Consider the following 13,406-nt stretch of genomic DNA (forward strand, 5'->3'; position numbering starts at 1 on the left):
TTGGCTGGGGTACGAGGATTCGAACCTCGGAATGGTGGAATCAGAATCCACTGCCTTACCGCTTGGCGATACCCCAAAAGTGCGTTTGCCGCAGCAAGCGGCTTTGAATTTGGCTGGGGTACGAGGATTCGAACCTCGGAATGGTGGAATCAGAATCCACTGCCTTACCGCTTGGCGATACCCCAACAAATCTTTTTCGGTTTAATGTCTGAACATTACACCTTGAATATGGTGGCTACGACGGGAATCGAACCTGTGACCCCAGCATTATGAGTGCTGTGCTCTAACCAGCTGAGCTACGTAGCCAAATTTTACTGCTTACCCAGTCATCGACTGGCTGGGGTACCTGGATTCGAACCAGGGAATGCCGGTATCAAAAACCGGTGCCTTACCGCTTGGCGATACCCCAACGACTAACGCGTTAACACGCAGGAGTCGAAGAAGAGATGGCTGGGGTACCTGGATTCGAACCAGGGAATGCCGGTATCAAAAACCGGTGCCTTACCGCTTGGCGATACCCCATCCGTGCAACGCCTCTTTGGGAATGGTGCGGGAGGCGAGACTTGAACTCGCACACCTTGCGGCGCCAGAACCTAAATCTGGTGCGTCTACCAATTTCGCCACTCCCGCAAAAAAAGATGGTGGCTACGACGGGAATCGAACCTGTGACCCCAGCATTATGAGTGCTGTGCTCTAACCAGCTGAGCTACGTAGCCATCTTTTTTTCGCGTTACCTTATCGGCGTTGCGGGGCGCATTATGCGTATTGAGCCTGAGAGCGTCAACACCTTTTTCATCGAAAATTGCCGGAATGTGACTGTTTGGTTAGGTTGCGAACAGCATGTCGCTTTATTCAACAAAAATCGATTTTCTGCGTGAAATCAGCCACACAAAAACAACAGGCCCCGCAGGGCCTGTATGCATAACCATTGCTCATCAATACGCTGACTGGTGAACACCGATAGCGCGGCCCGAGGGATCGTTCATGGTTTTGAACGCTTCGTCCCACTCGAACGCTTTAGCCGAAGAGCAAGCCACGGACGGACCACCCGGCACACACTCGGCGGCGCTGGCTACCGGGAAGAGCTCTTCAAAGATTTCACGGTAGAGATAGGCCTCTTTCGATGACGGCGTGTTGTACGGGAAGCGATAGCTGGCAGTTGCCAGTTGCTGATCCGTCACCTGCTGCGCCGCCACCTCTTTCAGGGTGTCGATCCAGCTGTATCCCACGCCGTCAGAGAACTGCTCTTTCTGGCGCCATGCCACGCTTGCCGGCAGGTAGGATTCAAAACATTCGCGAAGGATATGTTTTTCCATCTTACCGTTGCTGCCGCACATCTTATCCTGCGGGTTAATACGCATCGCCACGTCGAGGAAGTTTTTATCGAGGAACGGTACGCGCGCTTCCACGCCCCATGCCGACATCGCTTTGTTGGCGCGGGCGCAGTCAAACATATGCAGCGCCTGCAGTTTACGCACCGTCTCTTCGTGCAGCTCTTTGGCATCCGGCGCTTTATGGAAGTAGAGATAGCCGCCGAAAACTTCATCAGAGCCCTCACCGGAGAGTACCATTTTGATGCCCATCGCTTTGATTTTGCGCGACATCAGGTACATCGGCGTCGAGGCGCGAATAGTCGTCACGTCATAAGTTTCAATGTGATAAATCACATCGCGGATCGCATCCAGACCCTCCTGCACGGTGAAGTGAATTTCATGGTGCACAGTGCCGAGGTGGTTGGCTACTTCCTGCGCCGCTTTCAGATCCGGCGCGCCCTTCAGGCCGACGGCGAAAGAGTGAAGCTGCGGCCACCAGGCTTCTGATTTCTCCTGATCTTCCACGCGGCGAGCGGCGAATTTTTTGGTGATTGCGGAGATTACGGAGGAGTCGAGTCCGCCGGAGAGCAGCACGCCATACGGCACGTCGGACATCAGGTGGCTCTTCACCGCATCTTCCAGCGCCTGGCGCAGCTCCGCTTTATCGGTGACGTTATCTTTTACCGCATCATAGGAGAACCAGTCGCGCTGATAGTAAGAGCGGATCTCACCCTCTTTGCTCCACAGATAACTCCCCGCCGGGAACTCTTTAATGGTGCGGCAAACCGGCACCAGCGCTTTCATTTCAGAGGCAACAAAGAGGTTGCCGTGCTCATCATGGCCCATATAGAGCGGGATGATGCCGATATGGTCGCGGCCAATCAGGTAAGCATCCTGTTCACTGTCGTAGAGTACGAACGCAAACATGCCCTGTAATTCGTCGAGGAAGGCGGGACCTTTTTCCTGATAGAGAGCGAGGATCACTTCGCAGTCGGAGCCGGTCTGGAAGGCGTAGCGGTCGCCATACTCTGCGCGCAGCGCCTGGTGGTTATAAATTTCACCGTTAACGGCCAGCGCATGTGTTTTTTGTTCGTTATAGAGCGGCTGCGCTCCGGCGTTGACGTCGACAATCGACAGACGCTCATGAGAGAGAATCGCTTTGTCGCTGGCATAAACGCCTGACCAGTCCGGGCCGCGGTGGCGCATCAGACGGGATAATTCGAGCGCTTTTTTACGTAATTCGCCTGCGTCGGTTTTGATATCCAGTACGCCAAAAATTGAACACATAGACTTCTCCGTTAACCTTGAGGGCATTGCTGTAATGTTGTGTGCTTGTAGCCAAAATGCCGTAAAACGCAGGCCTGGCGCAAGCCTTTTAGCCGCAGAAAATGAAAAAGTGCAACGGTGATTGAGGAATGCTGAAAATTGCGTATGTATTGCGCGGGTTTATTGATGATTATTCAAAATTACGCCGTATTTATTAGATGAAGCAAGTTTTCGGTGTGGCAAAAATGAAAAACCACGCTCAAAGGCGTGGTTACGTTCAGATAACGTCAATCTCGGCGACCGAGGGGTAAATCCACGATGGCCGGAAGGGCATGCTGTCGATATCGTCCAGCCGCGAGACGCCGGAGAGCACCAGAATGGTCTCCAGACCGGCCTGGAAGCCAGCCAGAATGTCGGTGCGCAGGTTATCCCCGACAATCACCGTCTGCTCCGAATGCGCCTGCATGGTGTTCAGCGCGGCGCGAATGATCCACGGGCTCGGTTTGCCAACATAAAATGGCTTGCGGCCGGAGATCTTTTCAATACCGGCGCAGAGGGCGCCACAGGCTGGGTAGAAGCCGCGGCCGTGTGTGTCCGGGTTGGTGGCGATAAAGCGAGCGCCATTAGCGACGAAGAAGGCCGCGCGGTGCATCATCTCCCAGTTATAGGAGCGGGTTTCGCCGACGATGACAAAATCCGGATTGATGTCGGTAATGGTGAAGCCGGCTTTATAAAGCTCATGAATCAGGGCGCCTTCGCCGACGACATAGGCCTTCTTCCCCTCCTGGCGCTTGAGGAAGTCCGCCGTTGCCATCGCAGAGGTGTAAAAGACGCTGGCGGGCACATCGATCCCCGCCGAGGCGAAACGGTTAGCCAGATCCTGACCGGTCTGAGAGGGGTAGTTGGTCAGCAACACCAGCGGCATCTCTTTCTCAAGGATGCGGGTAACAAACTCGGCGGCGCCAGGAACGGCAACGTTATCGTGCATCAGCACGCCATCAATATCGCAGATTACATTCTGAATGGTCATGGAGTGTCCGGATAAAAAAATAAGTGTTAACTATAAACCCTGTCAGTTTTCCAGCAACCGCTGTAGTAGCAGACCGTTCAGCATCGCCCGTTTCACCAGCGCGAAGGCGCCGATAGCAGAGCGGTGATCGAGTGTGGAGGGCACAACCGGCAGATTTTTGCGAAACGCCTTCAGTGACTGCGTGTTGATACAGGCCTCAATGGCGGGCAGCAGAATTTTTTCCGCTTCAACGATCTCGCCGGCGATAACCACTTTTTGCGGGTTGAAGAGGTTAATGGCGATAGCGATGGTTTTACCGAGATGACGCCCGACATACTCAATCACTTCGCAGGCCAGCGCATCGCCTTTGTTGGCGGCTTTGCAGATAGCCTTGATCGAGCAATCCTCCTCTTTCAGGCGGCTCTGATAACCCTGCTGTAACAGATGACGGACCCGCTGCTCAATGGCGGCATTGGCGGCAATCGTCTCCAGGCAACCGAAGTTACCGCAGTGGCAGCGATCGCCGAGTGGCTCTACCTGCACATGACCAATCTCACCGACGTTGCCGTTGCGGCCGATAAAGATGCGACCGCTGGAGATAATCCCGGCACCGGTGCCGCGGTGCACGCGCACCAGAATGGAGTCTTCACAATCCTGGCTTGCGCCAAAATAGTGCTCGGCCAGCGCCAGGCTGCGGATATCGTGTCCGACAAAACAGGTCAATTTGAAGCGTTTTTCCAGCGCATCAACCAGCGCCCAGTTTTCCACCTGAATATGCGGCATATAGCGGATCACGCCACTTTCCGGATCGACCAGCCCCGGCAGGATCACCGAAATGGCGATCAGCTCACGGATTTTCCGCTGGCTGGCGTCGATAAACTGGCTGATGGTGTTAAGGAGCGCATGCTCCAGCGTCTCCTGCGTGCGCTCCGGCAGCGGATAGTGCTCTTCCGCCAGCACCTTGCTGCTCAGATCGTAGAGGGTAAGGGTGGTGTCGTTGCGCCCGAGGCGCACGCCGATAGCCTGGAAATGGCGGGTTTCGGTAATGATGGAGATGGCGCGGCGGCCTCCGGTGGAGGCCTGCTGATCGACTTCTTTGATCAGCCCGCGTTCAATCAGCTGACGCGTGATTTTTGTCACGCTGGCGGGGGCAAGCTGGCTCTGTTCGGCAATCTGAATGCGCGAAATGGGGCCATGTTGGTCAATCAGGCGGTAAACCGCCGCACTGTTAAGCTGTTTTACGAGGTCAACGTTACCAATTTGAGCTTGTCCGCCTGATGTCATACCGTCTCTTTATGCAGTGGCGACCTCGTTACCATTAACGATGGTCTTGATAATTTCATAATCACGCGTGAATGCGGTCAGGTTCGCTACCTTGCCTGCGGCGAGAGTGCCCAGCTTTTTGTCAACGCCGATGGCGCGAGCCGGGTAGAGCGTGGCCATACGCAGCGCTTCATCGAGCGCAATACCAACATGCTCGACCAGGTTACGCACCCCTTCGATCATCGTCAGGGCCGAGCCGCTCAGCGTTCCGTTTTCATCTACGCACAATCCATTTCGGTAGTATATTGTTTTACCAGCAAAAATGAACTGATCAATCTGTGCACCTGCGGGCGCGGTTGCATCGGTGACCAGACAGAGCTTGTCTCCCTTCAGCCGCTTCGCATTGCGAATATTAACGTAGTCGACATGCAACCCGTCGGCAATCACGCCACAGTAAACACCTGTGTCATCAAGCACGGCACCCGCCAGACCTGGCTCGCGTCCGGTGATGTACGGCATGGCATTATAAAGATGGGTGGCGAAGGTGATACCGGCGCGGAAACCCGCTTTCGCCTCGTTCAGCGTGGCGTTGGAGTGCCCGGCGGAAACCACAATGCCCGCATCGGCCAGCTTGCGGATCACCTCACTTCCTGCCACTTCGGGAGCTAATGTGATTTTTGTGATCACATCCGCGTTTTGACATAAGAATTCGACCAGCGCCGCATCCGGTTTACGCACGAAATCCGGATTGTGGGTTCCTTTTTTAATGATATTGAGCCAAGGTCCTTCCAGATGCAGGCCCAGCGCCTGGTTTGGGTATTTCGCAAGATAGTCACGCATCACCTGCACACCCTGTTTCATCAGCTCATCGCTGGTCGTAATAAGCGTCGGCAGGTAGCTGGTGCAGCCGGATTTCTCGTTAGCGCGCTGCATGATCTCCAGCGTCTCAACGCTGACGGCCTCGGCGGTGTCGTTAAACTGCACGCCGCCGCAGCCATTAAGCTGCACATCAATAAATCCAGGGGCGAGGAGGGCACCATTCAGCGAGCGTTGTTCAATATCCGCTGGCAGCTCAGCCTGTGGGCAGAGGCGTTCAATCAGGCCATCGGCTACAACGAGCGCATGGTCATCCAAAATTTCATGGCCGGTGAAGATTCGGCAATGGGTTAAAGCATACATAACAACCCCCGGTTAACGATGAGTGCCGCCCCGCAGTTGCCTGCGAAGCGGAAACAGACTTACAGACCTTTAATATTTTCCGCTTCTAACTCGTTGAAGTATTTCAGCGTTTTTACTTTCAGTTCCATCGTGGACGGCTCGTCGCAGACGATAACGGCTTTCGGGTGCAGCTGCAGGCAGCTGATGGTCCACATATGGTTGACGTTACCCTCAACAGCCGCTTGCAGCGCCTGTGCCTTGATGTTGCCCAGCACCAGGATCATCACCTCTTCAGCATCGAGCAGCGTGCCGACGCCGACAGTCAGGGCATATTTCGGTACCTGATTGACGTCGCCGTCGAAGAAGCGCGAGTTCGCGATGCGGGTATCGTGGGTTAACGTTTTAATACGCGTACGCGATGCCAGCGACGATGCCGGTTCGTTAAACGCGATATGGCCATCGTTGCCTACGCCGCCCATAAACAGGTGAATTTTGCCGTAAGCGCGAATTTTTTCTTCGTAACGGCGGCATTCTGCGTCAATATCGGGCGCGTTTCCATCGAGCAGGTTAATGTTTTCAGCAGGAATATCAACGTGATCGAAAAAATTACGGTGCATAAAGCTGTGGTAGCTCTCCGGATGATCCTTCGGCAGGCCCACATATTCGTCCATGTTGAAGGTCACCACATGTTTAAAGCTGACCTGGCCCGCTTTGTGCATTTCAACTAATGCTTTGTAGGCTGTAAGCGGTGTGCCGCCTGTTGGCAGGCCAAGTACAAAGGGACGATCGGCGGTGGGGTTGAATGCGTTAATGCGGTTGACGATATGGCGGGCGGCCCATTTGCCGACCTGTTCAGCTGTCGCCAGGGGAATCAGTCTCATTGTTCACCTCAAAGTTTAATGAAAAGCACTGGCGGTGCGCCTTCTGGCTCAGGTTTAAGCGTAACCTGGTTTCGTCATAAGAAGGGAGCAATCCGTCTTGATATTTTTGATCTTAAAATAAGTTTTTGCCGTTTGCCAGTATTGAGGAGTGGTGATGACGATAGTTAGTGATTTTAATCACAGAAAATGCGCGTTTAATTTGCGAGGCGAATTAATTTTGCAGACACTCGGTCAGGTAGTAGAAAAACAGCCGTCAGTTCAGGGTTCGTTGCACAATAAAAAACAACTGTTTCAGTGGGCTCACGTTGAGCTCATAGGGGGAATAAAGTGAGTATTTTAGGCTATTTACAGAAGGTTGGCCGCGCGCTGATGGTGCCGGTCGCCACGCTGCCTGCGGCAGCGATTTTGATGGGGGTCGGCTACTGGATCGACCCTGTGGGTTGGGGCGGTGAAAATGCGCTGGCAGCGTTTTTCATTAAATCTGGCTCCGCCATCATTGAGAATATGGGCGTGCTGTTCGCCGTGGGTGTCGCCTACGGCATGTCAAAAGATAAAGATGGCGCTGCGGCGCTGGCCGGCTTTGTCGGCTTCCTGGTGTTAACGACCCTCTGCTCACCTGCTGCGGTGTCGATGATTCAAAAAATCCCACTTGATCAAGTTCCTGCTGCCTTCGGCAAGATTGAAAACCAGTTTGTCGGCATCATGGTAGGGATCATCTCCGCTGAGCTTTACAACCGCTTCAGCACCGTTGAACTGCCGAAAGCACTCTCCTTCTTCAGCGGCCGCCGTCTGGTGCCGATCATCACCTCGTTTGTGATGATCGCTGTGGCCTTTATTATGATGTTTATCTGGCCGGTCGTTTTCAGTGTTCTGGTGAGCTTCGGCGAACATATCCAGAAGCTCGGCTCCGCAGGCGCAGGTCTCTATGCCTTCTTCAACCGTCTGCTGATCCCGGTCGGTCTGCACCATGCCCTGAACTCGGTCTTCTGGTTCGACGTTGCGGGTATCAACGATATCCCTAACTTCCTCGGCGGCGCGCAGTCTATCGAAGCGGGCAAAGCAACGGTGGGGATCACCGGGCGTTATCAGGCGGGCTTCTTCCCAATCATGATGTTCGGCTTGCCGGGTGCGGCGCTGGCGATTTATCACTGCGCGCGTCCTGAGAATAAAGCCAAAGTGCTCGGGATTATGATGGCGGGTGCCTTCGCTGCCTTCTTTACCGGTATCACCGAGCCGCTGGAGTTCTCCTTTATGTTCGTGGCTCCGGTGCTGTATGTCATTCACGCCATTCTGACCGGTATCTCCGTCTATATCGCGGCAAGCATGCAATGGATTGCCGGTTTCGGCTTCAGCGCCGGGCTGGTGGATATGGTGCTCTCGTCGCGTAACCCGCTGGCGACACAGTGGTGGATGCTGATCCCGCAGGGGCTGGTGTTCTTTGTTCTCTACTACGTGGTATTCCGCTTCACTATTACCAAATTCAACATGCTGACCCCGGGCCGTGAGCTGGCGGTTGCCGGTGATGAAACCGATGGTCAGGATGTTAACGTTAGTGCTAATGGCGAGCAGGATGTCAGCGGCCTGGCACGCCAGTATATTGCTGCCGTCGGCGGCTCGGCCAACCTGACCGGTATTGATGCCTGCATCACCCGTCTGCGCCTTAACGTGAATGACTCTTCTCTGGTCAATGAAGCGATGGCAAAACGCCTGGGTGCAACCGGTGTGATCCGTCTTAATAAAACCAGCGTGCAGATTATTGTCGGCTTTGTGGCTGAAAAAATTGCCAACGCCATGAAAACGGCGGGGGATGTCCCGGCCGCGGCAAGCAGCGCCACAGCGCCGGTCCAGGCAGCGCCAGCCGCTGCAAAACCGCAGGCGGTGCCGAACTCTGTGGTGATTGCCGAACTTCTTTCGCCGGTCACCGGTGAAGTCGTTGCGTTGGACCAGGTCCCGGATGAAGCCTTTGCCAGCAAAGCAGTAGGCGACGGCGTGGCGGTAAAACCAACCGACAAAACCGTCGTTTCCCCGGCGGCCGGTACGATTGTGAAAATCTTTAATACCAACCATGCCTTCTGCCTGGAGACCGAAAAAGGCGCAGAGATTGTTGTCCATATGGGCATCGATACGGTTGCGCTGGGCGGTCAGGGCTTTACCCGTCTGGTAGAAGAGGGCGCGGAAGTGGTTGCGGGTCAACCGATCCTCGAAATGGATCTGGCGTACCTCAATGCAAACGCCCGCTCAATGATTAGCCCGATTGTTGTCAGCAATATTGATGATTTCAGTGGCCTTGTCATCAAGGCACAAGGGCATGTCGTCGCGGGCCAGACACCGCTATACGAGATTAAAGGCTGATTGCTCCTGAGTCGGCACATTAGCCTTAAGCGGCGGGGTTCTCCTCCGCCGCTTTTTTTTACCTGCCGTTTAATGAGTGCCATACTGATGCCGCTATTTTACAGAGGTGAATAATGAAAAGGATTTTATACGCGCTGGTGATGATGGTGGCGCTAAGCGGCTGTATTCCGCGTTACGCAACTCTTCGGCCACACTATGAAGTGGATGTACGCAATCCAGCCGGAGAGCCGTTGCCAACGGCGATGATGTGGGTCAGCACCGGGCGTTCCCCGCCGGGATACTATCCCGCGCCAGAGGAGTTCCGCGCTGACAGGCAGGGTCATATTGATGTCGAGAAAAAATCCCAGTGGGAAAATATGATCTTCTTTCTACACGGCACCAATTTTTACTTGTGGGGCTGGTGTATTGAAGCGCCGGGTTATCTCCCGCGCAGCGGAAATGGCGATGAGATCGACAACCCCGTGATCCTCACGCCGACCACGCAGGATTTACGCTGTCGGCAGGCAAACTACGCGGACGAATACCTTTCTCCTGAGCATCAGTGATTTGTATAAGTAAAGGTTGTTTCCTGCGTCCTCTTATTAGATCATATGCCGTTATACGTTGTTTACGCCTTGAGGAACCTGTGATGAGTGAGGCTGAAGCCCGCCCGACTAACTTTATCCGCCAGATCATCGATGAAGATCTGGCCAGTGGTAAACACACCACCGTCCATACACGTTTTCCGCCGGAGCCGAACGGCTATCTGCACATCGGCCACGCGAAATCCATCTGCCTGAACTTCGGTATCGCACAGGACTATAACGGTCAGTGCAACCTGCGTTTCGATGATACCAACCCGGCAAAAGAAGATATCGAGTACGTTGAGTCAATCAAAAACGACGTGCAGTGGTTGGGCTTTCACTGGTCTGGCGACATCTGCTACTCCTCTGACTACTTCGATAAGCTATATAGCTACGCGGTTGAGCTGATCAACAAGGGCCTGGCCTATGTTGACGAGTTGACCGGCGACGAGATCCGCGAATACCGCGGTACGCTGACGCAACCGGGTAAAAATAGCCCCTATCGCGATCGCAGCGTAGAAGAGAACCTTGCGCTGTTTGAAAAGATGCGTGCTGGTGGTTTTGAAGAGGGTAAAGCCTGCCTGCGTGCGAAAATCGATATGGCTTCGCCCTTTATCGTGATGCGCGATCCGGTTATCTATCGCATTAAATTTGCTGAACACCACCAGACTGGTAACAAGTGGTGCATCTACCCGATGTACGACTTTACCCACTGCATCAGCGATGCGCTGGAGGGGATCACCCACTCTCTCTGCACGCTGGAGTTCCAGGACAACCGTCGCCTGTATGATTGGGTGCTGGATAACATCACCATTCCGGTACACCCGCGTCAGTACGAATTCTCGCGCCTGAATCTCGAATATACCGTGATGTCCAAACGCAAGCTCAACCTGCTGGTAACCGACAAGCATGTTGAGGGGTGGGACGATCCGCGTATGCCGACCATCTCTGGTCTGCGCCGCCGTGGCTATACCGCCGCTTCTATTCGTGAATTCTGCAAACGCATCGGCGTAACCAAGCAGGACAACACCATTGAGATGGCGTCGCTGGAATCCTGTATTCGTGAAGATCTCAACGAAAACGCGCCGCGCGCAATGGCGGTTATCGATCCAGTGAAACTGGTGATCGAAAACTACCCGCAGGGCAGCAGCGAAATCGTCACTATGCCGAACCATCCGAACAAGCCGGAGATGGGCACCCGCGAAGTGCCGTTCAGCGGTGAGATCTGGATTGATCGCGCTGATTTCCGCGAAGAAGCCAACAAGCAGTACAAACGTCTGGTGCTCGGCAAGGAGGTTCGCCTGCGCAACGCTTATGTGATCAAAGCGGAACGCGTGGAGAAAGATGCCGAAGGCAACATCACCACCATTTTTTGCTCTTACGACGCCGATACGCTGAGTAAAGATCCGGCTGATGGCCGCAAGGTTAAAGGCGTGATCCACTGGGTCAGCGCGCAGCATGCGCTGCCGGTTGAAATTCGTCTTTACGATCGTCTGTTCAGCGTGCCGAACCCGGGTGCAGCCGAGGATTTCCTCGCCACCATCAACCCGGAATCGCTGGTCATTAAGCAGGGTTTTGCCGAGCCGTCACTGCAAGAGGCGCAGGCGGGCAAAGCGTATCAGTTTGAGCGTGAAGGTTACTTCTGCCTCGATAGCCGCTATGCCACCGCAGACAAACTCGTGTTCAATCGCACGGTTGGCCTGCGTGATACCTGGGCAAAAATCGGCGACTGATCGCATCAAGCAGAGACCGCTATTTTTTTTAAACGCCGCTTCCCGCGGCGTTTTTTTATTGCTTAACCAGTTCATTACAATAAATACATATTTGTGCGGAAAATTAATATTCTCTTCTGCTCATGCTCTGCTTTTTTATTGCTGGAACCTGGCAAAGGGACTCTTTCAGAATAGTGAGGAAACGCCCGCATTGAGAAAGAATTAAATATCGCCTGAATGCTTAGTTGTTATCTATTTCTATGGTTTATGAAACGGTTTTTATTCCGCATTTATTTCTGTGCACTTCGTCATAATCCGTTATTTTTGCTTAAAAATACGTTGATAATTCCTAAGGTGAAAAATAGGCTTTGTGCTGTTGTTCACTTAGGGAATATCCATAAAGGTTTCCTGTGCTTATTTTATTTATCGCCGCCGCGGCGGAGATTTTTACATTTAAAAGGAATCAATGTATGCGTGCCTTTGCAGGTAAACGGAGTACCCTTTCGCTGGCTATTGCCGCAGTTACCGCCATGTCAGGCCTGACATTTCCCGCGCAGGCGCAGGAGAGTGGTTTTATTGATGGCTCGACGCTCACCGGCGGGATCTATTACTGGCAGCGTGAGCGCGACCGTAAAGATAGTCTTGATAATAAATATAAAACTAACCTCTCTCACGCTACCTGGAATGCAAATCTGGATTTTCAATCAGGTTTTGCGGCTGATATGTTCGGCCTGGATATTGCTGCTTTTACGGCAATTGAAATGGCAGAAAATGGCGACAGCGCACACCCAAATGAAATTGCCTTTTCCGCCAGCAATAAAGCCTATAAAGAGCGCTGGGCGGGCGATAAAAGCGGTGTCAGTCTCTATAAAGCGGCGGCGAAATTTAAGTATGGCTCACTCTGGGCGCGCGCAGGTTATATTCAGCCCACCGGTCAGACGCTATTAGCACCGCACTGGAGTTTTATGCCGGGGACGTATCGGGGTGCGGAAGCGGGTATTAATAGCGATTATGGCGATGCCGGCGCGCTGAGCCTCTCCTATATGTGGGCCAATGGATATAAAGCCCCCTGGCATATCGAGATGGATAAGTTCTGGCAAAACGACAGACAACGCCGGGTCGATTATCTCCACTCGCTCGGCGCAAAATATGACTTCAAAAACAATCTGCTGCTGGAAGCTGCGTTTGGCCAGGCGCAGGGCTATGTCGATCAGTACTTTGCAAAAGCCAGCTACCAGTTCGCTGTGGCAAATCAACCACTCAGCACCAGCTATCAGTTTTATGGTGCCCGCGACAAAGTCAGCGATCGCGGCATCAACGATCTCTATGACGGCACCGCCTGGTTGCAGGCGCTGACCTTCGGTTATACGGTCGGGCCACTCGCGCTGCGCCTCGAAGGAACGTGGGTAAAAGCAGAAGGGCAGCAGGGCTACTTTTTGCAGCGCATGACGCCAACCTACGCCTCCTCCAACGGTCGCCTCGACATCTGGTGGGATAACCGCTCCGACTTCAACGCCAATGGCGAAAAAGCGCTCTTCCTTGGCGCGATGTACGATCTGGCGGGCTGCAACTTGCCCGGCTGGCAAATCGGGGCCTCTTACGCCTACGCCTGGGGCGCGAAGCCAGCTGAAATGGCCGTGCCGGATGCGTGGTACAACGCCGATTATCGCCTGAAAGAGTCCGCTTACAGCCTGGACGCCATCTATACCCTGCAAGAGGGGCGCGCGAAAGGGACGATGTTTAAGCTGCACTTCACACAGTATGACAACCACTCCGCTATCCCGAGCTATGCCGGTGGTTACGGCAACATTTTCCAGGATGAGCGCGACGTGAAATTTATGGTCATCGCGCCGTTTACCCTTTTCTAATTAATTTTTTGCCAATCAGTG

General features: G+C 53.7%; 9 protein-coding genes and 7 tRNA genes. 4 read left to right on the forward strand and 12 right to left on the reverse strand.

All coding sequences use genetic code 11. The features are described 5' to 3' along the window. Position 1: 1 nt before the first annotated feature. The 12 genes from PU683_RS04835 to nagB all read right to left on the reverse strand — a co-directional run bounded on the left by PU683_RS04835 (position 2) and on the right by nagB (position 6,890). A tRNA-Gln gene (locus tag PU683_RS04835) sits at positions 2–76 on the reverse strand. A gap of 34 nt (positions 77–110) precedes the next feature. Next, positions 111–185: transfer RNA gene (locus PU683_RS04840), tRNA-Gln, on the reverse strand. Between the two features lie 44 nt (positions 186–229). Continuing rightward, a tRNA-Met gene (locus tag PU683_RS04845) sits at positions 230–306 on the reverse strand. Between the two features lie 28 nt (positions 307–334). Next, positions 335–409, reverse strand: a tRNA-Gln gene (locus PU683_RS04850). A 38-nt stretch (positions 410–447) separates the two neighbouring features. Further along, positions 448–522 (reverse strand) — tRNA-Gln (locus tag PU683_RS04855). A 23-nt stretch (positions 523–545) separates the two neighbouring features. Further along, a tRNA-Leu gene (locus PU683_RS04860) sits at positions 546–630 on the reverse strand. A gap of 9 nt (positions 631–639) precedes the next feature. Beyond that, a tRNA-Met gene (locus PU683_RS04865) sits at positions 640–716 on the reverse strand. Between the two features lie 219 nt (positions 717–935). After that, complete coding sequence (gene asnB / locus PU683_RS04870; RefSeq protein WP_277170421.1) at positions 936–2,600, reverse strand: asparagine synthase B; 1,665 nt, start codon at positions 2,598–2,600, stop codon at positions 936–938. A 256-nt stretch (positions 2,601–2,856) separates the two neighbouring features. After that, positions 2,857–3,609: an HAD-IIA family hydrolase gene (locus PU683_RS04875; protein ID WP_023479994.1), complete on the reverse strand. Its 753-nt coding sequence runs from the start codon at positions 3,607–3,609 to the stop codon at positions 2,857–2,859. A 42-nt stretch (positions 3,610–3,651) separates the two neighbouring features. Further along, a complete protein-coding gene (gene nagC / locus PU683_RS04880; protein ID WP_277170422.1) occupies positions 3,652–4,872 on the reverse strand; it encodes a DNA-binding transcriptional regulator NagC in 1,221 nt (406 codons plus the stop codon). Positions 4,873–4,881: 9 nt separating this feature from the next. Further along, entirely contained in the window at positions 4,882–6,030 is a 1,149-nt protein-coding gene (gene nagA / locus PU683_RS04885) for an N-acetylglucosamine-6-phosphate deacetylase (RefSeq protein WP_277170423.1), read from the reverse strand. Between the two features lie 59 nt (positions 6,031–6,089). Then, entirely contained in the window at positions 6,090–6,890 is an 801-nt protein-coding gene (nagB, locus tag PU683_RS04890; protein ID WP_277170424.1) for a glucosamine-6-phosphate deaminase, read from the reverse strand. 327 nt (positions 6,891–7,217) lie between these two features. Here nagB and nagE point away from each other — a divergent pair, with 327 nt between their 5' ends. The 4 genes from nagE to chiP all read left to right on the forward strand — a co-directional run bounded on the left by nagE (position 7,218) and on the right by chiP (position 13,385). Then, positions 7,218–9,242 (forward strand): N-acetylglucosamine-specific PTS transporter subunit IIBC, encoded by a 2,025-nt coding sequence (nagE, locus tag PU683_RS04895; RefSeq protein ID WP_277170425.1) that lies wholly within the window; start codon positions 7,218–7,220, stop codon positions 9,240–9,242. A 113-nt stretch (positions 9,243–9,355) separates the two neighbouring features. Next, positions 9,356–9,787, forward strand: a complete 432-nt coding sequence (locus PU683_RS04900; protein WP_277170426.1) for a membrane lipoprotein lipid attachment site-containing protein — start codon at positions 9,356–9,358, stop codon at positions 9,785–9,787. A gap of 83 nt (positions 9,788–9,870) precedes the next feature. Beyond that, a complete protein-coding gene (gene glnS / locus PU683_RS04905) occupies positions 9,871–11,538 on the forward strand; it encodes a glutamine--tRNA ligase (protein ID WP_277170427.1) in 1,668 nt (555 codons plus the stop codon). A gap of 449 nt (positions 11,539–11,987) precedes the next feature. Continuing rightward, complete coding sequence (gene chiP, locus PU683_RS04910; protein WP_277170428.1) at positions 11,988–13,385, forward strand: chitoporin ChiP; 1,398 nt, start codon at positions 11,988–11,990, stop codon at positions 13,383–13,385. The last annotated feature ends 21 nt before the right edge of the window (positions 13,386–13,406 follow it).

The organism is Candidatus Kosakonia sp. 282A-S69 (assembly GCF_029433855.1).
Lineage (GTDB): Bacteria > Pseudomonadota > Gammaproteobacteria > Enterobacterales > Enterobacteriaceae > Kosakonia > Kosakonia cowanii_A.